Annotated in this window: 22 protein-coding genes; 11 read left to right on the top strand and 11 right to left on the bottom strand. The window is 65.5% G+C overall.

Annotated features, from left to right (window positions below):
- Positions 1-67 precede the first annotated feature (67 nt).
- Positions 68-655, bottom strand: a complete 588-nt coding sequence (rfbC, locus tag ACFXP9_RS13945; RefSeq protein ID WP_397209018.1) for a dTDP-4-dehydrorhamnose 3,5-epimerase — start codon at positions 653-655, stop codon at positions 68-70.
- A gap of 126 nt (positions 656-781) precedes the next feature.
- Between rfbC and ACFXP9_RS13940 the strand changes: the two genes are divergently transcribed.
- From ACFXP9_RS13940 to ACFXP9_RS13925, 4 genes are all read left to right on the top strand, one after another.
- Entirely contained in the window at positions 782-1,123 is a 342-nt protein-coding gene (locus ACFXP9_RS13940; protein ID WP_397209019.1) for a hypothetical protein, read from the top strand.
- 46 nt (positions 1,124-1,169) lie between these two features.
- On the top strand, positions 1,170-3,143 hold the full coding sequence (locus tag ACFXP9_RS13935; RefSeq protein ID WP_397209020.1) for a M10 family metallopeptidase: 1,974 nt from the start codon (positions 1,170-1,172) through the stop codon (positions 3,141-3,143).
- A 118-nt stretch (positions 3,144-3,261) separates the two neighbouring features.
- Entirely contained in the window at positions 3,262-6,075 is a 2,814-nt protein-coding gene (locus ACFXP9_RS13930) for a calcium-binding protein (protein WP_397209021.1), read from the top strand.
- Positions 6,076-6,184: 109 nt separating this feature from the next.
- On the top strand, positions 6,185-7,471 hold the full coding sequence (locus tag ACFXP9_RS13925) for a capsule biosynthesis protein (protein ID WP_397209022.1): 1,287 nt from the start codon (positions 6,185-6,187) through the stop codon (positions 7,469-7,471).
- An 85-nt stretch (positions 7,472-7,556) separates the two neighbouring features.
- Here ACFXP9_RS13925 and ACFXP9_RS13920 read toward each other — a convergent pair whose 3' ends face one another.
- Positions 7,557-8,957: a phosphohexomutase domain-containing protein gene (locus ACFXP9_RS13920; protein ID WP_397209023.1), complete on the bottom strand. Its 1,401-nt coding sequence runs from the start codon at positions 8,955-8,957 to the stop codon at positions 7,557-7,559.
- Between the two features lie 32 nt (positions 8,958-8,989).
- Entirely contained in the window at positions 8,990-10,804 is a 1,815-nt protein-coding gene (locus ACFXP9_RS13915) for a response regulator (RefSeq protein ID WP_397209024.1), read from the bottom strand.
- A gap of 138 nt (positions 10,805-10,942) precedes the next feature.
- Between ACFXP9_RS13915 and arfB the strand changes: the two genes are divergently transcribed.
- From arfB to ACFXP9_RS13900, 3 genes are read left to right on the top strand one after another with little or no spacing between them, the layout of a single operon-like run.
- Complete coding sequence (arfB, locus tag ACFXP9_RS13910; protein WP_397209025.1) at positions 10,943-11,368, top strand: alternative ribosome rescue aminoacyl-tRNA hydrolase ArfB; 426 nt, start codon at positions 10,943-10,945, stop codon at positions 11,366-11,368.
- A complete protein-coding gene (locus ACFXP9_RS13905) occupies positions 11,365-11,814 on the top strand; it encodes an NUDIX hydrolase (RefSeq protein WP_397209026.1) in 450 nt (149 codons plus the stop codon). Before arfB ends, ACFXP9_RS13905 begins: the two co-directional genes overlap by 4 nt.
- A gap of 48 nt (positions 11,815-11,862) precedes the next feature.
- Positions 11,863-13,293 (top strand): inorganic phosphate transporter, encoded by a 1,431-nt coding sequence (locus tag ACFXP9_RS13900; RefSeq protein WP_397209027.1) that lies wholly within the window; start codon positions 11,863-11,865, stop codon positions 13,291-13,293.
- Between the two features lie 50 nt (positions 13,294-13,343).
- On the opposite strand, the gene pncB is transcribed toward ACFXP9_RS13900, so the two are convergent.
- Together pncB and pncA are read right to left on the bottom strand one after the other, a co-directional pair.
- Entirely contained in the window at positions 13,344-14,663 is a 1,320-nt protein-coding gene (pncB, locus tag ACFXP9_RS13895) for a nicotinate phosphoribosyltransferase (protein WP_397209028.1), read from the bottom strand.
- Positions 14,660-15,256 (bottom strand): bifunctional nicotinamidase/pyrazinamidase, encoded by a 597-nt coding sequence (gene pncA / locus ACFXP9_RS13890; protein ID WP_397209029.1) that lies wholly within the window; start codon positions 15,254-15,256, stop codon positions 14,660-14,662. The genes pncB and pncA overlap by 4 nt, the downstream gene beginning before the upstream one ends.
- Before the next feature lie 90 nt (positions 15,257-15,346).
- Between pncA and trhO the strand changes: the two genes are divergently transcribed.
- Complete coding sequence (gene trhO, locus ACFXP9_RS13885; protein WP_397209030.1) at positions 15,347-16,246, top strand: oxygen-dependent tRNA uridine(34) hydroxylase TrhO; 900 nt, start codon at positions 15,347-15,349, stop codon at positions 16,244-16,246.
- Positions 16,247-16,351: 105 nt separating this feature from the next.
- Here trhO and ACFXP9_RS13880 read toward each other — a convergent pair whose 3' ends face one another.
- The gene (locus ACFXP9_RS13880) at positions 16,352-18,634 is read right to left on the bottom strand and encodes an NADP-dependent malic enzyme (protein ID WP_397209031.1); all 2,283 of its coding nucleotides are present in this window, start codon (positions 18,632-18,634) and stop codon (positions 16,352-16,354) included.
- Positions 18,635-18,812: 178 nt separating this feature from the next.
- Here ACFXP9_RS13880 and mutS point away from each other — a divergent pair, with 178 nt between their 5' ends.
- Positions 18,813-21,455 (top strand): DNA mismatch repair protein MutS, encoded by a 2,643-nt coding sequence (gene mutS / locus ACFXP9_RS13875; protein WP_397209032.1) that lies wholly within the window; start codon positions 18,813-18,815, stop codon positions 21,453-21,455.
- A gap of 27 nt (positions 21,456-21,482) precedes the next feature.
- On the opposite strand, the gene ACFXP9_RS13870 is transcribed toward mutS, so the two are convergent.
- Complete coding sequence (locus tag ACFXP9_RS13870) at positions 21,483-21,653, bottom strand: hypothetical protein (protein ID WP_397209033.1); 171 nt, start codon at positions 21,651-21,653, stop codon at positions 21,483-21,485.
- A 151-nt stretch (positions 21,654-21,804) separates the two neighbouring features.
- Here ACFXP9_RS13870 and ACFXP9_RS13865 point away from each other — a divergent pair, with 151 nt between their 5' ends.
- The gene (locus tag ACFXP9_RS13865) at positions 21,805-22,125 is read left to right on the top strand and encodes an STAS domain-containing protein (RefSeq protein WP_397209034.1); all 321 of its coding nucleotides are present in this window, start codon (positions 21,805-21,807) and stop codon (positions 22,123-22,125) included.
- Positions 22,122-22,589, top strand: coding sequence for an ATP-binding protein (locus ACFXP9_RS13860; protein ID WP_397209035.1), 468 nt, complete (start codon positions 22,122-22,124; stop codon positions 22,587-22,589). The genes ACFXP9_RS13865 and ACFXP9_RS13860 overlap by 4 nt, the downstream gene beginning before the upstream one ends.
- Before the next feature lies 1 nt (position 22,590).
- Here the strand turns inward: ACFXP9_RS13860 and hspQ are convergent, their stop codons facing one another.
- From hspQ to ACFXP9_RS13840, 4 genes are all read right to left on the bottom strand, one after another.
- Entirely contained in the window at positions 22,591-22,929 is a 339-nt protein-coding gene (gene hspQ, locus ACFXP9_RS13855) for a heat shock protein HspQ (protein WP_397210292.1), read from the bottom strand.
- Between the two features lie 114 nt (positions 22,930-23,043).
- Positions 23,044-23,526: a CreA family protein gene (locus ACFXP9_RS13850; protein ID WP_397209037.1), complete on the bottom strand. Its 483-nt coding sequence runs from the start codon at positions 23,524-23,526 to the stop codon at positions 23,044-23,046.
- A 24-nt stretch (positions 23,527-23,550) separates the two neighbouring features.
- On the bottom strand, positions 23,551-24,108 hold the full coding sequence (locus ACFXP9_RS13845) for a DUF2585 domain-containing protein (RefSeq protein ID WP_397209038.1): 558 nt from the start codon (positions 24,106-24,108) through the stop codon (positions 23,551-23,553).
- On the bottom strand, positions 24,105-24,842 hold the full coding sequence (locus tag ACFXP9_RS13840) for a metallophosphoesterase (RefSeq protein WP_397209039.1): 738 nt from the start codon (positions 24,840-24,842) through the stop codon (positions 24,105-24,107). The genes ACFXP9_RS13845 and ACFXP9_RS13840 overlap by 4 nt, the downstream gene beginning before the upstream one ends.
- Positions 24,843-24,870 lie beyond the last annotated feature (28 nt).

Genomic DNA, 24,870 nt, shown 5'->3' with positions numbered 1-24,870 from the left:
CGAAACCGCAAGACGAACAACCGCAGACCCAATAAAACCGCAACCACCCGTCAAAAGTAACTTCATCTTAAAAGCCTGCCCCTGTCCATGTCGTGTCGGGCCAGTCAGCGAAGGTGAACGGGCTGTCCCATGCGTCAAAGGGGATAGCCCCGGCATCCTTGGGCGACAACAGCGGATCGTCCAGCCCCCAGTCGATGCCCAGGCTGTCCCAGGCCACGCCGCCATCGCAGTCGGGGGCGTAAATATCGGTGCATTTATAGATGATTTCGGTGTCATCCTCGCGCGTGACAAACCCGTGCAAAAAGCCCGCCGGCACCCAAAGCTGCCGGCCATTTTCCGCCGATAATTCGGCGCCGAACCATTGGCCGTAATGCGGGCTGCCGCGACGCGCATCGACGGCGACATCGTAAAGCCGCCCGCGCCCACAGCGCACCAGCTTGCCCTGTGCGTGGGGCGGTGACTGGTAATGCAGCCCGCGCAACGTGCCGACACGATGCGACAGGGAATGGTTATCCTGAACGAAATCGGGCAGCGTCAGCCCGGCCTGCACCAGGGTGGCGCGATTCCAGCTTTCGCTGAAAAGGCCGCGCTCGTCCCGGAACCGCCGCGGCGTCAGAATCAGCACGCCAGGCAGTGGGGTTTTCTCAATCTGCATGTTACCTTCTCAATAGTTCAAATGGTTGCTAACATGCCGTGAAGGCGCTGTCATGGGACTCGTCTTTTCTGAGATAATGTGGTTAATTTCACGTTAAACCACCTGTGCGAAAATGCGGCCCCCAAGATGTCTTTCGTTACCGTGACCACCCTTGTTCTGGCCGTCGACGGGGCCAGCCTGACCTGTCAGGCCGCGCCCGACGTGCCGCATGATCAGGCCGACGGCCTGTGCCACGCCGTCGCGGCCACGCTGGCCCCTGCGGTCGCACCGGCGGTGCTGACAATCGCTGCGGCGCCCAAAGGCCTGTCCGCCTGGCTGGAAATCAGCGACGCCCATGGCGGGCGAACCCGTCTGCCGCGTCTTGATGCCGATATTGTCGACCAGCCAGCCCTGACCGACACCATGATCAGGGCGCTTGGGGCGCAACTGGCGCGGGCGGCCAATGATCATACCGGTGCGACGCAATAGCCGCCCGGCCCATATTTTTTCGACCTTGCCATAAGGAAAGACAACAATGGTCAAATTCACCCCCCAACAGGTCGCCGACTATCTGACCACCGGGTTCTGGCGCGATATGGGCCAGGGGCCGCGCAAATTCGACGTGGCGCCGGGGGGCACCCTGACCGTGGACATGTCGTCGCTGGACCGCGCCGATCGCGTGGTCGCGACCAAGGCGCTGGATGCCTGGACCGCCGTGACCGGCATCCATTTCCGCGATATCGGCGGTGTCGGCAACCCCGAGCTGACCAAGGCCAAGATCTATCTGACCGATGACGACGGCCCGGCCTATACCAGCACGGTCACCATGGGGGGCATGTCCACGCTGGCCATCGTCAATGTCGGCTGGCAGTGGGAATTCTTCTATGGCGTCCGCGACGACAACTATTACATCCAGACCTGGATTCACGAATTGGGTCACGCCCTTGGGCTGGGGCATCCGGGCAATTACGATGGCAAGGCCACCTATGGCGTGGACAACCATTATGACAACGACAGCTGGCAGATGACCATCATGTCGTATTTCTCGCAGGTCGACAACACGACGGTGGATGCCAGCAAGGCCTATGTCATGACCCCGATGCTGGCCGATATTTTGGCGGTTCAGTCGATTTATGGCAAACCGATGGGGATGCAGGCTGGGAACACCACCTATTTCTGGAACAGCAATGCCGATGGGTATTACCGCGACCTCAGTGACCGGCTGGTCAGCGGCGTGGTCAAGGAACCGGTGGCGTTCACCATCTTTGATCAGGGCGGCATCGACACGCTGGACCTGTCGGGCGACAGCAAGGCACAGCGCGTCGACCTGACGCCGGGTGCGTATTCCGACATTCTGGGGCTGCGCGGCAATCTGGGCATCGCGCTGGACACGGTGATTGAGGACGTCAGGGCCGGATCGGCCAGCGATACCGTGCGCGGCAATGCGGCAGCGAATGCGCTGTATGGCAATGCCGGCAACGACACCCTGTCCGGGATGGACGGCAATGACCGCCTGTTCGGCGGGATCGGGGCCGATTCGCTGGATGGCGGAAACGGCAATGACACGCTGTTTGGTGGCACCGGCAATGACGTGCTGTTTGGCGGCGCGGGCAACGATGTCGTCTATGGTCAGGATGGCGACGACAGCGCCGATGGCGGCGATGGCAATGACCTGCTGATCGGTCACGGCGGCAATGACACCCTGCTTGGCGGTCAGGGCGATGACACGCTGAACGGCGGCGCGGGCAATGACGAACTGGATGGCGGCGCCGGTAATGACCGGGTGATGTCGCTGGCCGGCAATGACTTTGCCCGCGGGGGCGCGGGCCGCGACACCATTTACGGCGGCACCGGCAATGACACCCTGCGCGGCGGCGAGGATGACGACTTTATCTCGGCCGGGGCGGATGACGATCTGGTCTTTGGCGACGAAGGCAATGACTTCCTGATCGGCCACAGCGGCAATGACACGCTGGCCGGGGGCGAGGGCAATGACCGCTTTAACGGCGGTGCCGGCAATGACGTGCTGTATGGTGAGGAAGGCAACGACACCCTGCTGGGGCTGATCGGCGACGACCTGATGGATGGCGGCGCGGGCGATGACTATCTGACCGGCGCCGGGGGCAATGACCGGATGATCGGCGGCACGGGCAGCGACACGCTGCATGGCGGCAACGGCAATGACACCCTGATCGGCGGCGCGGGCCGTGACCGCCTGATCGGGGCCGAAGGCGCGGATGTCTTTATCTTCGCCGCCGGTGACAACAGCACCGCCGCCGCGGATGACATTATCGGCTTTACCTCGGGTCAGGACCGGATCAGCCTGACCGGGCTGAGGCTGGACTATGCCGGGTTTGGCAATTTCACCGGCGATGGCGGGTCGCTGCGGCTGGCGCATAATGGCGGCATGACGCAGGTGCTGATCGACTTGGATGGCGACCGTCAGGCCGATATGCAGATCAACCTGATCGCAACCCATCAGGTGGCGCAGGGCGACTTCCTGCTGTAAGCAGAAAAATATAATAAAATCCTAAACATAAAACGGCGCGGATCTTCGCGCCGTTTATTCTTTCTTAGGGGATAACCACCTAATCTGGCCCGGTCGTTTGTCAGTTCCGGGCCTTGTTATGGTCAAGATCAGCCACATCTGCACCCTGACGGGTCGCAATTCGTCCTTCACGACGCAAATCGCCGATCTGACCGTCGCAGAGGTGGGCGGAAAACTGGTGCTGGTCGCGGCCACGCAGCGGGGTGGTGGCCTCAGCACCTATCAGGTGGATGGGTCTGACAGGGCGCTGCGGGCGGTCGATCTGCGGGCCTATGCCCCCGGCACCGGCCTGTTGAACCTGCCCGAGGCAACGGTGATGGACCTGAATGGCCGCGATCTGGTCTTTCCCATCGGCGCCACCGGCGGCAGCCCGGTCGGTCTGGATGCCGGCGGGCGCATGACTCCTGCCACGGTGACCGGGCTGCCGATCAGCGATCAGACGGTGGTGGCCCGGCATTTTACCATCAACGGCACCGATTATCTGGTCACCGCCCAGCGCGGCGAACTGGGGTTTTCGCTGCACCGCCAGACCGCGCAGGGCACCTTCGTCGCCGCGGGCGAATCGCTGTTGTCGCTGACCTCGCCGCTGGCCGATGCCCAGATCGACGATATCGCCATCGTGCAGGTGGGGACGCGCACCATGGTGTTCGCGGCCTCGTCGCTTGGCAATTTTCTGTGCAGCCACATGATCGGCCCCGGCGGCCAGATCAGCAGCGGGCAATATCTGGGCGTGGAACGCGGGGTGGGGTTCAACACCCCAACCGCACTGGCCGCCACGCAGGTCGCGGGAAAGCCCTATCTGGTGATGGCTTCGGCCGATGCCTCGTCGCTGACGGTGCTGGAAATCAGCCCCACCGGCGCGCTGACCCCGCGCGACCATATTATCGACGAACTGGGAACGCGGTTTCAGGGCGTGACCGCACTGGCCACCGTGACCCTGGGCAATCGCAGCTTTGTCTTCGCCGGGGGCAATGATGGTGGGCTGACCATGTATCGGATGCTGCCTGATGGGCGGCTGTTATGGCTGGCCAACCTGACCGATACCGACCAGACCACGCTGGCCGCCGTCACCACGATCGAGGCCGTGGCCATCAACGGCAAGATTGCCCTGTTCGTCGCCAGCGGAAACGAAACTGGCATTACCCAGTTTCAGGTCGATCCAGGCACGGCCGGCCTGTCGGGTGTCAGCACCGACGGCGTGGCGCGCGGCGGCGCCGGATCGGACCTGCTGATCGGCGGCGCGACAACCTATCGGATCGAGGGGGGGGACGGCGACGACATCCTGATTGCCAATGGCCGCCCGGTGCGGATGCGCGGCGGCGCCGGGGCCGACATCTTTGTCGCCGCCGAGGTCGGGGGCCGCATCATCATCGAGGATTTTCAGCCCGGCATCGACCGGCTGGACCTGTCTTTTCTGGGAATGCTGCGCAGCACCTATCAGCTGGTCATTTCGCCCCAGCGCGATGGTGCCAAAATCTTTTACGGCGACACCTCGATCACGCTTGTCACCGCCGACGGACGCGGGCTGCCACGCGACTTTTTCACCGAAGAGATGTTCCCAAACGCCCATTACCTGTCACCGATGGAGCGCACCCTGATCATCGGCACGGACGGGGCCGAACTGTTGCAGGCCGATTTCGGCGGTTCGCGCGTGCTGGCCCATGCCGGAAACGACACCATTCTTGGCAGTGCCGCCGATGACTGGCTGGCGGGTGGGCGCGGCGATGACAGCATCTCGGGCGGGGCCGGAAATGACACCCTGCACGGGCAGTTCGGCAATGACCGGCTGTTCGGGGATGGCGGCGATGACAAGATCAGCGGCTGGTGGGGCGATGACTGGATCGTCGGCGGCGAAGGCAATGACGACCTGCGCGGCCAAAGCGGTAACGACACCCTGATCGGCGGGCCGGGCAATGACGTGCTGATCAGCGGTGGCGACGACGACCTGCTGCTGGGGGGCGATGGCGATGACACGCTGTATGGCCAGCGCGGCAACGACCGTCTGGAAGGGGGCGGCGGCAATGACCGCCTGGTGGACAAGGCGGAATCGAACTATCTCGACGGTGGGGACGGCCATGATTTTCTGTGGACCGGTGTGGGACAGGACACCATTCTGGGCGGGGCGGGCAATGACACCATCATCGCACAGGGCGGGCGCGACCATATCGACGGGGGCGATGGCAACGACACTATCAAGGCCGGGGCCGACAACGACACCGTTTTCGGCGGTGCCGGTCACGACACCATCTGGGGCGAAGGGGGCGATGACATTATCAACGCTGGCGACGGCAATGATTCCGTTTCGGGCGGGACGGGCCATGACAGCATTCTGGGCGGAACCGGCAATGACACGATCCGCGGGTTCAGCGGCAATGACACCATCCGCGGCGGCGATGATGACGACTGGCTGTTGGGCGATGGCGGCAACGACCTGATGTATGGCGATCAGGGGCGTGATACGCTGCAAGGCGGCAATGGCGATGACATGCTGGCGGGGGGTGGGGGAAATGACCTGCTGGTCGGCGGGCCGGGACGCGACACGCTGATTGGCGGCGATGGCGACGACACCCTGATCGGCGGGGGCGGGGCCGACACGCTCAACGGTGGGGCCGGGGCCGACCATTTCGTCTTTCGCAGCCCGCGCGAGATGGGGACAGGCGCTGGCGCCGACCGGGTGACCGATTTCACCAGCGGTCAGGATATCGTCGATTTTTCGGGCCTTGGCCTCAGCTATATCGGCACGGCGGCCTTCAGCGGCGACAGCCAGCTGCGCATTCTGGACACCAGCGCCGGGCTGCGGCTTCAGATTGATCTGGACGGTAATGGCCGCTCGGACCTCGAGGTGCTGCTGCTTGGCACCCATATCCTGAACCTGTCGGACCTGTTGCTATAGGCGGGTCTTTGCCCGCCCCACATCTGAAACCGCGATGGAAATGCTGGCCTTGTGCGGCCCGCGCATGTAACACGGCGCCAGAATGGCACAAGAGTGAAAGTATCGCGACGTGAGCCAACCTGCCCCCACCCCACCGGCGACCCCTGCAAAACCGGCGCCGGCACAGGCCGCCGCACCCAAGCCCGGCGCCGCAGCCACCGCCGCGCAAACCGCGGGCGGGCCGACCCCTGCCCCCGGCGCCCCCAAGCCCCAACCCGCGCCCGCCCCGCGCGGCACGGAACAGGTGGTCGTAACCGGCTTCCGGCGCGTGCTGGTGGCCAGTCTGGTGCTGCTGGTGATCCTGCCCAGCCTGATTGCCGGGTGGTATCTGTGGGCGCGGGCCTCTGACCAATATGTCTCGACCGTTGCGTTTTCGGTGCGCAAGGAAAATGCCGCCGCATCGCTGGACCTGCTGGGTGGGCTGTCCGCTTTTGGCGGCACCGGCAGCGCATCGGACACCGACATCCTGCACGATTTTCTGCGCAGCGAGGACATCGTCGCCACCATCGACGGCCAACTGGACCTGCGCGATAAATTCGCCCGCAACTGGCCGCATGACTGGTTTTATGCCTATAACCCCGCCGGCACGATCGAGGACCTGACCGACTACTGGCGCGATCAGGTCAAGGTCGATTACGACAACGCGTCCAAGCTGATCACCCTGCGCGTCGCGGCCTTCACCGCCCAGGATGCGCGCGACATCGCGCAGGCGGCGTTTGACGAAAGCAGCCGCACGATCAACCGGCTGTCTGACATCGCACGCGACGATTCGACCCGCTTTGCCCGTGCCGAGCTGGCCAAGGCCCAGGACCGGCTGACCAAGGCACGTCAGGCGCTGACCGCGTTTCGGATGCGCACACAGATCGTTGATCCCGCTGCCGATCTGGCCGGGCAGATGGGGGTGATCACCCAGCTGCAAAGCCAACTGGCCGAGGCGCTGGTCGCCTATGACACCCTGCGCGAAACGGCGCAGGAAAACGACCCACGCGCGGTTCAGGCCCGCCAGAAGATCGAAGCCATCCGCAAGCGTATCGCGGATGAACGCGACAAATTCGGGGCGGGCGGCAAGGGGCCGGGCGGTGAAAGCTATGCCCAGTTGATGGCGGAATACGAAAGGCTGGCGGTGGATCTGCAATTTGCCGAAGCGGGCTATACCTCGGCCCACACCGCGCTGGACATCGCCATTGCCGAGGGGTTGAAGCAGTCGCGCTATCTGGTGGCCCATATCCAGCCGAAACTGGCCGAAGCCTCGATCGTGCCGAACCGGCCGCTGACGCTGTTTCTGGTATTTTCCGGGCTGTTGCTGATCTGGTCGATCATGCTGCTGATTTATTTCAGCATCCGCGACCGGCGCTAAGGCTGCGCCGGTCCGCCTGTCGCGGCGGGCTGGCCATACCCGCCGGGCAGGGGTCCGGCGACCGCAGGGCCGCCGTTTTTGATCATCAGCCCTGCATCACACTGACGACCTGATCGCGCAGCGACGCCAGACGTTCGGGCCTGCCGTCCGATTCCAGATTCAGGCGCACCACCGGTTCTGTATTCGACTTGCGCAGATTGAACCGCCAGCCATCATCGAACGCATAGGACAGGCCATCGGTCAGGTCGGTTTCATCGGCCCGCGGGCCGTAATGCGCCTTGATCCGGGCAATGGCGGCATCGGCGTCGTCAAGGCGGAAATTCGCCTCGCCGGACGAGGGATAGCGCGTCATCCGATCTGAAAGCAGGTCCGCCAGCGAACATTGTTTGCGCGACAGCAATTCCACCACCAGCAGCCACGGGATCATCCCGCTGTCGCAGTAATAGAAATCGCGGAAATAGTGGTGCGCCGACATTTCGCCGCCATAAATGGCACCGCAATCGCGCATGGCGCGCTTGACGAAAGCGTGGCCGGTGCGGGACTGGACGGCCTGCCCCCCCGCCTCGGCGATCACGGCGCGGGTGTTCATCACCACGCGCGGATCATGGACAATCTTTTCGCCCGGCGATTTTTCCAGAAAAGCCGCCGCCAGCAGACCGACGATATATTCGCCCGGAATGAAACGCCCGGTTTCGTCGAAAAAGAAACAGCGGTCGAAATCGCCATCCCATGCCACGCCCAGATCCGCCCCTTCGGCGCGCACGGGGTCTGCGGTCATTGGCTGGTTTTCGTCCAGCAGCGGGTTGGGAATGCCGTTGGGAAAGCGTGAATCGGGCTGATGGTTAACGCGCACGAAATCAAGCGGGGCGCCGCGCGCGGCCAGTTCGGCGGCGATGGCGTCAAAGGTCGGTCCGGCGGTGCCATTCCCGGCATTGACCAGAATTTTCATCGGTCGCAGCTGATCAACCTCGATGAAATCGACCAGTGCTGCGGCATAAACAGCGCGGGCCTGCGGCAATGCAGTCACGCTGCCCCTGGTCGCGGCGGCGAAATCGCCCGATTCCGCCAGCGCCTGCACCTGCGCCAGCTCAATATCGGGGCTCAGCGGGGCCGATCCGCGCCCCACCAGCTTCATCCCGTTATAGTCGATCGGATTGTGCGATGCCGTGACCTCGATCCCACCATCGGTGCCGTAATGCCCGGTGGCGAAATACACTTCCTCGGTGCCGGCCAGACCCAGATCCAGCACGTCACAGCCCCCGTCGGTCAGACCCGCGATCAGCGATGCCGCCAGCGCGGGCGAGGTTTCGCGGCTGTCATGGCCGACGACCACCCGCTGTGCGCCCCGCGCCTGCGCGAAAGCGCGGCCAATGCGATAGGCGATGTCCTCGTCCAGGTCGATGCCCAGACGGCCACGCACATCATAGGCCTTGAAACTGTCGATCCTGCGCGCCCCCATCTGGCGCGCATCGCTGCTTTGGGACATGGCTGACCTCATTTGAAAATGCTTGCGAATGGCTAGCCGGTTGGCGTCACATTGCAAAGGGGCGATTTGTGTGCCCCCGCCCCGCCAGCGGCTTTTGGCACATGATCGGCCAGCAGCGCCAACAGCTGCGCCCGGCGAAACGGCTTGGACAACAGGTCGGTGGCACCGGCGGTCATGATCTCGACCCGTTTGCCATCCTCGGTATAGGCGGTGGTGGCAACGACCGGGGTCGGGGGCCGCGCCTCTTGCGCCTCGATCCGGCGGATGGCGCGGGTGGCGTCGATCCCGCTCATCACCGGCATCGAAATATCCATCAGCACCAGATCGGGGCGATAATGCCGCCATTGCGTCACCGCGTCCTGACCATCCGCCGCGAATAACAGATCCACCGGCTGGTCACGCAACATGCGCGAGATCAACAGCCGGTTGGTCGCGTTGTCATCGGCCACCAAGACCCGGCGGCCACCCGCGCTGGCCTTGACAGAGGCCATCGGTGCCGGGTCGCCGTTGCCGCCCGCCGCCACCGCGCACGCCCCCCCGGACAGGGCCGTGTTGACCGCCCCGGCATCACTTGCCACGACCTGTGTCGCCGGGGCGGGCTGAAGGTCCAGCCAGCAGCCAAAGGCCACGCCCCCCTCGGGCCGGTTACAGACCCACAGATCGCTGCCCATGGCACGCGTCAACTGGCTGGAAATCGGCAGCCCCAGACCCGACCCGCCCTGACCCGGCCCGATCTGGATGAAATCGCGGAAAATGTCGTCCAGCTTGTCCTCGGGGATGCCGGGGCCGCTGTCCTCGACCATCAGGTTCAGCCCGCGCCCGCCGCGCCCCGGTTGCAGATGCAGGGTCACGCCGCCCGCACTGGTGAACTTGACCGCATTGCCCAGCAGATTGACCATGATCTGCCGGATCCGCGCCGCATCACCGATCATCTGTGCCGGCAAATGCGGGTCGATGCGATGCGTAAGCGCTATCCCCCTGGCGGTTGCGGCGCGCGACAAAAGCGCGATCACATCCTGCGCCAGCGCCGTTACGGCAAAGGGGGCCGGGTTGATCGAAAAGGCATTCGCCTTGCCCCGCGCGTAATCAAGGATGTCATTGACCAGCGCCAGCAGCGCCTCGCCGGAATTACGGATGGTGGTGGCGCAGCCCCGCGCGTCGGGGTCGGAAAGCGTCTCGGTCAACAGGTCGGCCATGCCGACAATACCGGCAATGGGGGTGCGCAGTTCGTGGCTCATATGCGCAAAGAAGGCGACGCGGGCGGCATTGGCCTGCGCTTCGTTGCGGCGGGCGGCGGCAAGGCGGCGGTTATGCCGCAGCTTGCGCGTCACGTCATGGGCCTGCGCGATATAACCGCCCCCCCTTGCTGCGGTCAAACTCCACCTCAGGACCGCGCCGGAACGGGTGGTCAGCCGCATCACGCAATCCCGCCCCTCGCGCAGCTGTTGCAGCCAGACCTCCTGCCGGGCGGGGTCGGGGCGGGCCAGATCGTGGCGCAGCACGGTGTCGATAATGGTCATCAGCGGCAGCCCCGGTTCGCATAACAGGCGCGTGCCCAGAAATTCGCGAAACGGCGCATTGGCATAGCGCAGGCGCAGATCGTCGTCGAACAGCGCCAGCCCGTTGCGCAGCGAATCCGCCGTGACCGAGGCCAGCCGCAGCATTTCCGTCACCCCCGCGACCGCCTGGGTCAGTTGCGCCCATGCCGGCTGATTGGGCGCGTCGACGTCAAGCCGGGGCGGCCCGCCCCCGGCCAGCACGGCGGGATGGTTGGCCAGCCATGCCGACATCTGGCCGATGGCGGCGGTCAGGGCCACGGGCGCCGGGGCGGCGCTGTCAGATGGCATATCGGGGCGTCCTTTCGAATCATCCTGTGCTGCCGTTTTAAGACAGTCGGGTGAAGATTCGCTTAACGCGCGGCAATTGACCCTGTCGTGACCATGACGGGGATTGAAACCCGGCGCAGCTTGGGGTGTTCTGACCACATGCTGAGGATCAACGACGCCATCACGATTGCGGACTGGGAACTGTCCGAGCAATTCACCCGCGCGCAGGGGCCGGGCGGGCAGAACGTGAACAAGGTTGAAACCGCGGTCGAGCTGCGGTTCGAGGCCGAACGCTCGCCGCATTTGCCCGACCCGGTCAAGCGGCGGCTAAAGCGGCTGGCGGGGCGGCGCTGGACCAGCGATGGCGCGGTGGTGATTCTGGCGCAGGAAACCCGCAGTCAGGCACGCAACCGCGAACTGGCCCGCGAACGGCTGGCCGAGCTGATCCGCAAAGCCACCATCGCCCCCAAGCGCCGCATCGCCACCCGCCCGACCCTTGGCAGCCAGCGCCGGCGCCTGAAGGCCAAATCCGAACGCGGCGCGGTCAAGGCCCTGCGCGGCAAGGTAGGGACCGGCGAGGAATGAAGCCCGGCTTTCGTGACAGGCTGGGGCGGCTGATCGGCCGTCCGCCAGCGGCAATGCAGGTCGCGGCGCTGTGCCTGAACCCGGCGCGGGACCGGGTGCTGCTGATCACCAGCCGCGGCACCGGGCGCTGGGTCATCCCCAAGGGCTGGCCGATGCCGGGCCTGTCCATGGCGCAGGCCGCCGCGCAAGAGGCCTGGGAAGAGGCCGGCATCCGGGGCCGCGTCGGGCCGGACCCGATCGGCCATTACAGCTATGCCAAGACGCAGGATCGCGGCTTTGCCATCCCGATCGAGGTCGCGGTCTATGTCCTTGACACGGACGAGGCCGCGCAGGATTTCCCCGAACGCGACCAGCGCCGGCGCCAGTGGTTTTACCCGGTCGAGGCCGCCGGTCTGGTGGCCGAGGACGGGCTGCGCCAGATCCTGCTGCGGCTGACACAGCAGTGATCGCTGCGATATTGCTTTATGCGGCATTTGCGCGCATGAAGACGCGCCATGGCTAAAAACCCGCAGGACTATCGCATTCTGGACAAGGATCTGGGCCGCATCGCCAATGCCGAAACGGCGGCGGCGCAGGCGGCGTCCGGCTGGCTGCGGCTGGGGGCGGCGGCGCTGTTCATTGCCGCCGTGGTGCTGGTGGTGCTGGGAATGGCGGGCCAGCAGGGCGCGCTGGCGACCATTGCGGCAGGGGCGGCGATCGCGGCCTATCTGGCGCTGGGGATCGGCGGCAACGATGTATCGAACGCGCTGGCCCCGGCCTATGGCGCGCGGGCCATATCGCTTGGGGCGGGGCTGGCGCTGGCGGCGGGGGCGGAACTGGCGGGGGCGTGGCTTGGCGGGCAGGCGGTGACCGGCACGCTGACGCGCGGCATTCTGAATATCGACCTGCTGCTGTTCGACCGCGCCCCGGCCCGGATCATGCTGGCCGCGCTGCTGGCCGCCGCGATCTGGATCAGCCTTGCCACCTGGAGCCGCGCCCCCGTCAGCACCACCCATTCCATCGTCGGCGGCATTGCCGGTGCCGGTATCGCGGCACAGGGGCTGGCGGCGGTCGAGTGGCGGATGCTGGCCCAGATCGGGCTGGTCTGGGTGGTCTCGCCGCTGGTGTCGGGCCTGCTGGCCGGGGGGCTGCTGGCCTTTCTGCGCTTTCGCGTCGACCGTGCCGGTGACCGGCGCAGGGCCGCCGCGGTCTGGCTGCCGGCAATGGTAGCGGTGACGGCCGGGGCCTTTGCGCTGTATGTCGGCACACTGGCCGGTCAGGGTGGGGCGGTCCTGGCCACAACCGCCCCCGCCGTGGCGCTGTTGGGCTGGCTGTGGGCCAGACGCACGCTGCTGCGCCAGATGGCGCTGCTGCAACCCGAAAAATCGGTGCTGAAACATCTGCTGGGTCCGCCGCTGGTGCTGTCGGCGGGGCTGATGGCCTTTGCCCATGGCGCCAATGACGTCGCCAATGTCGCCGCGCCGCTGACCGTGCTGCTGCAAAGCGCCGGGCTGCGCGGGGCGGCCATCGCCACGCCGCAATGGATCATCGGGCTGGCCAGCCTTGGGGTGGCCACCGGCATTGTGCTGTTCGGGCGGCGGCTGGTGCAAATGGTCGGCAGCGGCATCACCCGGCTGAACCCGGTGCGGGCGCTGTGCGTGACCATGGCCACGGCGATTACCGTCATCGCGGCCTCGGCGCTGGCCTTTCCGGTCTCGACCACGCATATCGCGGTGGGCGGGGTGTTCGGGGTCGGGCTGTTTCGCGAATGGGATGACCGCCGCCGCCGCAAGACCCGCGCCGCCCTGCCGGACGAGGAACTGCACCGCCGCCATCTGGTGCGCCGCAGCTATATGGGGGCGATCGTCACCGCATGGGCGGTCACGGTGCCGATCAGCGCCGGGCTGGCCGGGGGCATTTTGCTGATCATCAGGCGGCTGGTCTGACCCGCCCGCGCCGGTCAGACGCGACTGCGCCGCGGCAGAGTGCGGCCAGTTCAGACCTCGACCGGGCGGGCCTGTTGCAGGGGCAGGTGAAAGACCCGCTTGTAACGTTCAATCTGGTCCGCCGGTCCCATCGCCTTGGCCGGGTTGTCCGACAGCTTGACGGTCGGGCGGCCATTGGCCTCGACCGCCTTGCAGACCAGCGAAAACGGCGCCAGCCCGTCACCCGGCACCAGCCCGCGAAAATCATTGGTCAGCAGGGTGCCCCACCCGAAACTGGGCCGCACCCGGTCCTTGAACAGGTGATACAGGCGGGTGATCTCGTCGACATCCAGCCCGTCGCTGAAAATAACCAGTTTCTCGCGCGGGTCCTCGCCGCGTTCGTGCCACCAGCGAATGGCGGTTTCCGTCGCCGCCACCGGGTCGCCGCTGTCGATGCGGATGCCGGTCCAGCCCGCCAGCCAGTCAGGGGCATTGCGCAGGAAATTCTGGGTTCCGAACGTATCGGGCAGGATGATGCGCAGATTGCCTTCATGTTCCTCGTGCCAGTCGGCCAGCACCTGATAGGGGGCGCGCGCCAGTTCCGCATCGCTGTCGGCCAGCGCGGCATAGACCATGGGCAATTCATGCGCATTGGTCCCGATCGCCTCGATGTCGCGGCGCATGGCGATCAGGCAGTTCGAGGTGCCGATGAACGCGCCCCCCTGATCGGCGCTGCCCAGACCCTCGACCATGGCCTGCACACACCAGTCCTGCCACAGGTAACTGTGGCGGCGGCGGGTGCCGAAATCAGCGATTTTCAGCCCGTCCAATGCGCGCAGGGCCTCGATCTTTTCCCACAGCCGGGTCATGGCGCGGGCGTAAAGCACCTGCAATTCGAACCGGCCCATTTCCTTCAGCACCGCGCGTGACCGCAGCTCCATCAGGATGGCCAGCGCCGGGATTTCCCACAGCATCACCTCGGGCCAGCGGCCTTCGAAGGTCAGTTCATACTGGCCGTCGCGCTTTTCAAGGTGATAGGCGGGCAGCCGCAGATTTTCCAGAAACTCCATAAAGTCGGGGCGGAACATCTGGCGCTTGCCGTAAAACGTGTTGCCGCGCATCCAAGTGCTTTCGCCGCGCGTCAGCGACAGGCCGCGCACATGGTCCAGTTGCTCGCGCAGCTCGCCCTCGTCGATGATCTCGGCCAGACGGATGGATTTGGTGCGGTTGATCAGCTGAAAGGTGACATGGGTGTCGGGTTTGTTGCGAAACACCGACTGACACATCAGCAGCTTATAGAAATCGTCGTCGATCAGCGACCGCACGATGGGGTCGATCTTCCATTTGTGGTTATAGACGCGGGCGGCAATATCGACCGTGGGCATCATCATGTCAGGGTTACTCCGGCGGCGTGCAGGTCGGCGCGGGCAGTGGCGCGCGATCCGTTCAGGTCGATGGCGCGGGTGGCCTCTTCGATGACGCTGACGGCAAAGCCCTCGCGCACGGCGTCCAGCGCGCTCCAGGCGACGCAGAAATCGAAGGCCAGCCCGACAAAGGTCAGGTCGCTGATGCCGCGCGTGCGCAGATAACCGGTCAGCCCGGTGGGCGTTTCACGGTCGTTTTCGTAAAAGGCGGAATAGCTGTCGATCTGGCGGCGAAAGCCCTTGCGCAGGATCAGATCGGCACGGTCGCTGTGCAGATCGGGGTGAAACGCCGCACCTTGGGTGCCGATGACGCAGTGATCGGGCCACAGCACCTGCCGGCCATAGGGCATATCGGTGACCGCGTAAGGCGCCAGACGCGGATGGCTGGAGGCAAAGGACAAATGCCCCGCCGGATGCCAGTCCTGTGTCAGCACCACGGTGTCGAAACGGTCCATCAGCGCATTGACCTGCGGCACAATGCGGTCGCCCTCGGGGACGCCAAGCGCGCCGCCGGGGCAGAAATCGACCTGCGTGTCGATCACGATCAGGGCCTGTTTCACGCGCATCTTCCCCCGCTGTGGCACCACAGGCCCAGACCGTAGGCGCGCCCCCCGCTTGCGTCAATGCCGGGGCGGGGATAAAGCGCTGCCATGTTTACCGTCGCCGCGCTGTATCACTTTACCCGCTTTCCCGACCCGCAGGCCCTGCGCGCGCCCCTGCTGGCCTGCGCCGCAGAGGGCGGCGTCAGGGGCACGCTGCTGCTGGCCCCCGAGGGGATCAACGGCACCATCGCCGGTCCGCGCGCGGGCATCGACGCGGTGCTGGCCCATATCCGCGCCCTGCCCGGCTGCGCGGCGCTGATCCACAAGGAAAGCCCCGCCCGCGACATGCCCTTTGGCCGCATGAAAGTGCGCCTGAAACGCGAGATCGTGACCATGGGCCAGCCCGATGTGGACCCCACCGCATCCGTCGGCCACTATGTCGAGCCGCAGGACTGGAACGCGCTGATCACCGCCCCCGATGTCGTGGTCATCGACACCCGCAACGATTACGAGGTCGGGATCGGCACCTTTCAGGGCGCCATCGACCCCAAAACCCGGTCCTTCCGCGACTTTCCCGCATGGTGGCGCGAAAACGCCCACCGCTTTCACAACAAGCGCGTGGCGATGTTCTGCACCGGCGGTATCCGCTGCGAAAAATCGACCAATTTCCTGATCTCAGAGGGGGTTGAGGATGTCTATCACCTCAAGGGCGGCATCCTGAAATACCTCGAGGACGTGCCACAGCAGGACAGCCTGTGGCAGGGCGACTGTTTTGTCTTTGACCGCCGCGTCAGCCTGCGCCACGGGTTGCAGCAGGGCGATTACGACCTGTGCCACGCCTGCCGCCGCCCGTTATCGGCGCAGGACAAGACCCGGCCCGAATACGAACCCGGCGTGTCCTGCCATCGCTGCATGACCGAATATTCCGACGCCGACCGCGCCCGGTTTCGCGAACGCCAGCATCAGGTCGATCTGGCCCATCAGCGCGGCCAGACCCACCTGGACTGAAGGGGGCCAGCCCCCTCGGGCCTGCGGCCCTTACCCCCGGGGTATTTCGACAACGCAGAAACAGCGGGCTTCTTCGTTGCCCAAATACCCACCGGGCCTTGCCCCTTAACCCAGTTGCCCCAGTTTATAGGCCGCGATCGAGGCCATGTTCAGGATGTCATTGACCGTCGAATTGGTCGAACAGATCTGGATCGGTTTTGACACGCCGGTCAGGATCGGGCCGATCACGGTGGCACCCGCCATTTCCTGCAACAGCTTGACCGAGATGCTGGCCGAATGCCGGGCCGGCACCACCAGCACATTGGCGGGTGCCGACAGGCGGCTGAACGGGTATTTCGCGGCCTGTTCCATGTTCAGCGCCACATCGACGGTCATTTCGCCCTCGTATTCGAAATCGACATGGCGGCGGTCCAGCACACGGCCCGCATCGGCCATTTTCTGTGCCCGTTCGCTGATCGGATAGCCGAAATTCGAGAAGGACAGAAAGGCCACGCGCGGTTCCAGCCCCAGCCCACGGGCCACGCGGGCGCCGCGTTCGGCAATATCGGCCAGATCGTTTTCATCGGGCCATTCATGCGCCAGCGTGTCCCCGATCAGGATCACCCGGCCCTTGTGCAGCACGGCGGTGATGCCGACGGCGCCGTCTTCGGCACGCACGTCAAAGACGCGGCCGATCTGGTCCAGCACATGGGCGCTTTTGCGGGTGGCGCCTGTCACCAGACCGTCGCCATGGCCATGCGCCAGCATCAGAGCGGCAAAGATATGGCGGTCGCGGTTGGCCAGCTTATGCGCGTCCTCGCGGTCGACGCCCTTGCGCTGAAGCCGGCTGTAAAGAAAGTCGTGATAGGCATCCAGATGGCGGCTGTTGGCGGCATTGACCACGGTGATTTCGCGCGCGGCATCGGCCATGCCGGCGGCGGCCAGCAATTCGCGCACCTCGGTGTCGCGGCCCACGACCAGCGATTGCCCCATGCCGCCGCGTTGCCAGGCCACCGCGGCGCGCAGCACGCGCGGGTCGTCGCCCTCGGCAAAGATCATCCGGGCCTGTGCCTGACGGGCGCGGGCATGGATGCCTTGCAGGATGCTGGCGGTCGGGTCCATCCGCGCCATCAGCGCATGGCGATAGCCGTCCATGTCGATGATCGGGCGCCGCGCGACGCCGGTGTCCATCCCCGCCTGCGCCACCGCGGGCGGCACGACATGGATCAGGCGCGGATCAAAGGGCGTCGGGATGATGTAGTCGCGCCCGAAGGTCAGCTTGCGGCCATAGGCCACGGCGACCTCGTCCGGGACATCCTGACGGGCCAGTTCGGCCAGCGCCTGTGCGCAGGCGATCTTCATCTCGTCATTGATGGCGCGGGCGTGGATGTCCAGCGCGCCCCGGAACAGATAGGGAAAGCCCAGAACGTTATTGACCTGATTGGGGTAATCGCTGCGCCCGGTGGCGACGATGGCGTCGGGGCGCACGGCATGGGCGTCCTCGGGGGTGATTTCGGGGTCGGGGTTGGCCATGGCAAAGATGACCGGGTTTTCGGCCATGGATTCGACCATGGCCTGCGTCACCGCACCCTTGGCGCTGACGCCCAGAAACACATCGGCCCCCACCATTGCATCGTCCAGCGTGCGGGCATCGGTGTCGACGGCATGGGCCGATTTCCACTGATTCATGCCCTCGGTCCGGCCCTTGAAGATCACGCCCTTGGTGTCGCACATGATACAGTTTTCGGACCGCGCGCCCATGGTCTTGATCAGTTCCAGACAGGCGATCCCCGCCGCGCCGGCACCGTTCAGGACGATGCGGCAATCCTCGATCCGCTTGCCCGACAGTTCCAGCGCGTTGATCAGCCCGGCGGCACAGATCACCGCCGTGCCGTGCTGGTCGTCGTGAAAGACCGGGATGTCCATCAGCTCTTTCAGGCGGCTTTCGATGATGAAACATTCCGGGGCCTTGATATCCTCCAGATTGATGCCGCCGAATGTCGGCCCCATCAGCCGCACCGCCTGAATGATCTCGTCAGGGTCTTCGGTGTCCAGTTCGATGTCGATGGCGTTGACATCGGCAAAGCGCTTGAACAGCACGGCCTTGCCCTCCATCACCGGCTTGGAGGCCAGCGCGCCAAGGTTCCCCAGCCCCAGAATCGCGGTGCCATTGCTGATCACCGCCACCATATTGCCCTTGGTGGTATAGTCATAGGCGGTCTCGGGACGCTGCGCGATGGCCTCGACCGGGACGGCCACACCGGGGGAATAGGCCAGCGACAGGTCGCGCTGCGTCGCCATCGGGGTCGAGGGCACAATGTCGTATTTCCCCGGCCGCGGGTCCATGTGATAGGCCAGCGCCTCTTCCGGGGTGATACGGGATTTGCGGGGGTGGTTGTCGCTGCTCATGGGGTCCTCTGACGCGGGTTCAGGCCTGATTACCCCAGCGCTGCGATGCCCTCAATGGGCTGGGTTTATTTTATTGCGCAAAACGGCTTTTTTCTTTTCGAAAATACCAGATGTCTGCGCCTGTTCCCATCGCCGTGCGGCGGCTTTAGAAGGGGGGGACTGACGCGAAAGGCCGCCCATGTCCGACAAACCGACCCCGATGATGGAACAGTATCTGGCGATCCGCGCGGCCAATCCCGGCGCGCTGTTGTTCTATCGCATGGGCGATTTCTACGAGATGTTCTTTGACGACGCGGTCGCGGCGGCGGCGGCGCTGGACATTGCGCTGACCAGGCGCGGCACGCATATGGGCGAACCCATCCCGATGTGCGGGGTGCCGGTTCATGCCGCGGAATCCTATCTGCTGACGCTGATCCGCAAGGGCTTTCGCGTCGCCATTGCCGAACAGATGGAAGACCCCGCCGAGGCCAGAAAGCGCGGCAGCAAATCGGTCGTCGCCCGCGACGTGGTGCGGCTGGTCACGCCCGGCACCCTGACCGAGGAATCGCTGCTTGAGGCGCGTCGCCACAACTATCTGGCGGCCTTTGCGCAGGTGCGCGACGATTGCGCGCTGGCATGGGCCGATATCTCGACCGGGGCGCTGCGGGTCAGCCCCTGCCCGGCGGTCCGGCTGGCGCCTGAACTGGCCCGGCTGACGCCGCGCGAATTGCTGGCCCCCGAGGGCAGCGCGCTGGACGATCTGACGGCGGAAACCGGCACCGCGCTGACCGAACTGCCCGCGCAGGCCTTTGACAGCCAATCCGCCACCCGCCGCCTGTGCGCGCTGTATGGGGTCGACACGCTGGATGGATTCGGCAGCTTTTCACGCGCCGAACTGGCGGCGATGGGGGCGATTGCCGATTATCTGGACCTGACCCAGCGCGGACAGATGCCGCGACTGGACCCGCCCCTGCGCGAATCCGGTGCCGGGCTGATGCAGATCGACGCCGCCACCCGCCGCAATCTGGAACTGACGCAGGCGCTGTCGGGCGGGCGCGAGGGGTCTTTGCTGACCGCCATCGACCGCACCGTGACGGCAGGCGGGGCGCGGCTGCTGGAACGCCGCATCAGCGCCCCCAGCCGTGACTTGCCCACCATCCACGCGAGGCAGGATGCCGTCGCCGCGCTGGTCGATGACAGCCGCCTGACCGCCGATCTGCGCGATGCGCTGTCGCGCGCGCCCGACATGGACCGCGCGCTGTCGCGGCTGGCGCTGGAACGCGGCGGGCCGCGCGATCTGGCGGCGATCCGTGCCGGGCTGACCGCCAGTGCCGACCTTGCGCAGGCACTGGCGCGCGACCTGCCGCCGCTGCTGGCCGATGCGGCGCGCGACCTGACCGGCCATGACGCGCTGATCGGGCTGCTGGAACAGGCGCTGGTGGCGGAACCGCCGTTGCTGGCCCGCGATGGCGGCTTTGTCGCGGCGGGGTTTGACGCCGATCTGGACGACACCCGACGCCTGCGCGACGAAGGCCGCGGCGTTATCGCCGGAATGCAGGCCGATTACGCCGCCCGCGCCGGCATTGCCAGCCTGAAGATCAAGCATAACAACGTGCTTGGCTATTTCATCGAAACCACCGCGACCCATGCCGAAAAGATGCTGGCCGCGCCGCTGTCGGAAACCTTCATCCACCGCCAGACCACCGCCAATGCCATCCGTTTTACCACGGTCGAGCTGTCGGAACTGGAAACCCGCATCCTGAATGCCCGCGACCGGGCGCTGGCGGCGGAACGCGCCATCTTTGCGCGGCTGTCGCAGGCGGTTCTGGACCACGCCGCCGCCATCGGCCAGACTGCGCGCGCCCTGGCCGAGATCGACGTGGCCACCGGTTTCGCGGATCTGGCCACCGGCGAGGGCTGGGTGCGCCCTCAGGTCGACGCTTCGCGCGCGTTTCAGGTATGTGGCGGGCGGCATCCCGTGGTCGAACGCGCCCTGCGCCGCAAATCGCAGGTCTTTGTCGCCAATGACTGTGACCTGACGGCGGGCCAGACCCCGGCGATCTGGCTGCTGACCGGGCCGAACATGGCCGGGAAATCGACCTTTCTGCGCCAGAACGCCCTGATCGCCATTCTGGCGCAGGCGGGGGGCTTTGTGCCGGCGCAATCGGCCCATGTCGGGCTGGTCAGCCAGCTGTTCAGCCGCGTCGGCGCGGCGGATGATCTGGCGCGCGGGCGGTCCACCTTCATGGTCGAGATGGTCGAAACCGCCGCCATCCTGAACCAGGCCGATGACGCCGCGCTGGTCATTCTGGATGAAATCGGGCGCGGCACCGCGACCTGGGACGGGCTGTCAATTGCTTGGGCGGTGATGGAACATCTGCACGCGGCCAATCGCTGCCGCGCGCTGTTTGCCACCCATTACCACGAAATGACCGCCCTGTCGGCGCGTCTGGACGGGGTGGAAAACGCCACGGTCAGCGTGCGCGAACATGACGGAGAGGTGGTCTTTCTGCACGAGGTCCGCAAAGGCGCCGCCGACCGGTCTTATGGCGTTCAGGTGGCGCGTCTGGCGGGGCTGCCGTCAGCGGTGGTCGACCGCGCGCGCCAGATCCTGACCGCCCTTGAAAGCGGCGAACGTCAGGGCGCGGCCAAGCCTGCGGCGCTGATCGACGATCTGCCGCTGTTCCGCGCCGCGCCGCCCCCAGCCCCGGTGGCCCCTGCCGCAAACAGCGCCTCGGGGGTTGAGGGCCGCCTGCGCGACATCCGCCCGGACGAGCTGACGCCGCGCGCCGCGCTGGACCTGCTGTATGAGCTGCGCGATATGCTGGATGACCGGGCCTGACCGCCCCGGTCACACCCACAGACCCGATCACACCGACAGAAACAGCCGGTGAAACACGAACCCGCCCGCCAGACCAAAGACCAGCCCCGCCGGGACAGACCCTTCTGACAGGCCATAAGCCGCCGCGCAAAATGGCACGGCGGTGACAAGCAGGCGCCACCACAGGGGCGATTCGGGGCTGACAATCCGCATCCGCATGGCGCGACTATACCCGGCTTTTCACCCTGCACCAGCCGCGCCACCCCCGGCGCGTCAGCAGGCCGCAGGAATTTTTCGTTTTTTTCCGTGCCGTTGACGGGTTGGTAAGGATTTGGGCGTAGAAGGGGGCAAAACAGACAAGGGAAACGACATGGATCTGACTGTTACCCCCGGCAATGATTCGCTGATGGTCCACCTGAATGAGGCCCGGCTTGACGCGGCCATCGCCACCCCGTTCAAGGACCGCCTGCGCGACGTGATCCGCAGCAGCGAACAATCTGTCGTGCTGGATATGGGCAAGGTCGATTTCATGGACAGTTCGGGCCTTGGCGCCCTGATCGCGGTGTTCAAAACCCTGCCGCAGGGGCGCCAGATGGCGCTGGCCAACCTGCAACCCAATGTCGACCGGGTGCTGAAGCTGACGCGGATGGACACCATCTTTACCATCCTGCCGGATGAGGTGCGGCAATGACCCCCCGACCCCTGAAACCCCCGCAAGGCCGGAAAAAACAGCGGCGTGAACCGCTGTTCCACCGCTGGTTTCAGGCCCGGCCTCTGGCGGTGCGCGATGCGCTGCTGCGGCTGCGCCAGCGTTTCCAGGGGCAGGTCTGCGACGACATGCTGGGACGTGCGGAACTGGTTCTGGCCGAGGTGATGAACAATATCGCGGAACATGGCGGTGCTGACCCCTCGCGGGTGCCGGTGATCCACCTGACGGTGATGCGCCATGATACCGGGCTGGTCTGTGCCATCACCGATGACGGACCCGCCCTGCCCGGCCGTATCATGGCACAACAGCCGGGCCTGCCCGCCGCCGATACCCTGCCCGAGGGGGGGTTCGGCTGGTTCCTGATCCACGATCTGACGCAGCAGCTTTGCTATTTCCGCGATGGGGGGCGCAATGTGCTGGCCTTCACCATTCCGCCGCAGGATTAGGTCAGTTCAGCGCCAGTTGCAGCGGCGGGTAATGACCATCCTCGTAATCGCCAAACATCTCGGGCAGTTCGGGATGCTCCAGCGGTTCACCCGACAGGTCCGGGACAAGGTTCTGTTCGGACACATAGGCCACATAATATGTCGCCTCGGCCTCGGCCAGCAGGTGGTAAAAAGGCTGGTCACGGTCCGGGCGCGATTCTTCGGGAATGGAATCGTACCATTCCTCGGTATTGGCAAATTCGGGATCGACATCGAAGACCACCCCGCGAAACGGGTGCTCGCGGTGGCGCAGGATCTGGCCCAGACCATATTTGGCGACTCGGGGGGCTATCAAGGTCATCCTCTTCGGGTTCCGCCGGGAACGGCCCCGCCCTCTAACGCAAATGGGGCATCCTGTCCACCAAGCATGGCCCGGCACAGCGTTGACGCAGTGGAAAAAGACCGCAATGGACGGCTATTTCGCGGCGGCGGCCTGTTCCTCGGTCGTGACAGCCACGGTCGAGATCGACATCTTGGCCGACCCCTGATTGATCTGATTCGCGTGGGCCAGATAAATCAGCACACCATTTTCCGCGTCATAGATCCGCTTGACCCGCAGCGATTTGAAGATCAGCGACCGGCCCTCGGAAAACACATCCTCGCCATTCTTTGCCCCGGACAGCCCGGTCAGGTCGATCGGCCCGGTGCGGCTGCATTCGATGGCACTGTTCGAGGGGTCTTCGAACCAGTTGCCCTGACTCAGCCGGTCCAGAACCGAGCGGCTGAAATAAGCCAGATGACAGGTCACACCCTTGACGTCGGGGTCGTGGATGGCCTCGATCACGATGTCATTCCCGATCCAGTCCACGCCCACCTTGGCCACCTGATCGGCCTGCGCCGTGACCGCCGCCCCGGACAGCGCCGCAACCAAGGCCAGTTTATGCATCCATCGCATCATTCTGCGTTCCTTTCCTGCATCGGGTCACAGCCCGGCCTGCCATTGACGCACCGCCTCAAGCGGCCACAGCAGCATCAGCACGTTCAGCACCAGCCCATCGCTGATCACCCAGGCGGTCAGCGCCTCGAACGCAACGAATATGGCAAGGCTGGCCCAGACCGGCAAGATGCGCGCCAGCCAGAACCCGACGATCATCGCGGCCATGTCGGCCAGCGAGTTGACCACCGAATCGCCATAATAATCCAGCGACACCGTCACCGCGCGGTATCGTTCGATCACCGCATCGGTGTTTTCGACAATTTCCCACGCGGCCTCGACCAGCGTGGCCAGCACCAGCCGCCAGCCAAAGGCCAGACGCGGCACCAGCCCCCACAGCGCCGCATAGAACAGCAGACCGTGCAACAGATGCGAAGGCGTATACCAGTCCATCAGGTGTTGCGAGCTTTCCGGGCTCATGGTCTGGCCATGCCACAGTTTGACCACACCACAGCCGCAAACCGGCACCCGCCCCAGCGCCAGCAGCACCCCCGCCGTCGCGACCAGCACCGCCGGCACGACCCCCCATGGCGGCACGCGCCTCATGCGCCCGCCCCCGGCGGCAAGGGCTGTGCGCCATCCTCGGTCAACAGCCACGCCCCGTCGCGGTCCAGCCGCACGGCGGTCAGGGGCCCGCCATAGGCCGCGCCAGTGTCGATGGCCAGCCGCCAGCCCAGATGCGTCGGCTGCCGCACCGGCGTGTGACCATGCACGACCAGAATGCCGTGATCCCAGGGGCAGTCGACAAACCCCTTGCGCAGCCACAGCAGGTCTTCCTCGGTCTGGTCCAGCAGGTCGATCCCGGGCCGCACCCCGGCATGGACGAACAGTGCCAGTGGCGTCAGCCGCCAGCAGGGCAGCCCCGCCAGCCAGCGCAGATGCGCGGGTGGAATGGCGCGGATGGCCTTCGCATGGACAGTGTCCGGGTCGGCGTCGGGGCTGCTGTCGACCCCGTAAGAGGCCAGCGTCGCCGCGGCGCCAATATCCGGGTGGCGGGTATAGGACAGCGGCCGCTTGACGCCGCTGTCCACATGATGCGGGTCGCGCATGAACTGGCACAACATCCGGTCGTGATTGCCCTTTAGCACCGCCCAGTTCCGACCCTGAGCCTGCCCCCGCATCAGATCGTCAATCACCCCACGCGAATCGGGGCCTTTGTCGATCAGGTCACCGACATGCACCACCAGCGCATCGCAGCCCCCATCAGCGACGATGCGGCGATGGGCCTCGGACAACAGCGCGCGCTGGCCGTGAATATCGCCAATGGCATAAATCCGCATCTGCCCCCCGCATAAAAGAACCCCCGGC

The sequence above is a fragment of the Paracoccus jiaweipingae genome, from assembly GCF_044335505.1.
Taxonomy (GTDB): domain Bacteria; phylum Pseudomonadota; class Alphaproteobacteria; order Rhodobacterales; family Rhodobacteraceae; genus Paracoccus.
This window is presented reverse-complemented; position numbering and strand designations above follow the sequence as displayed.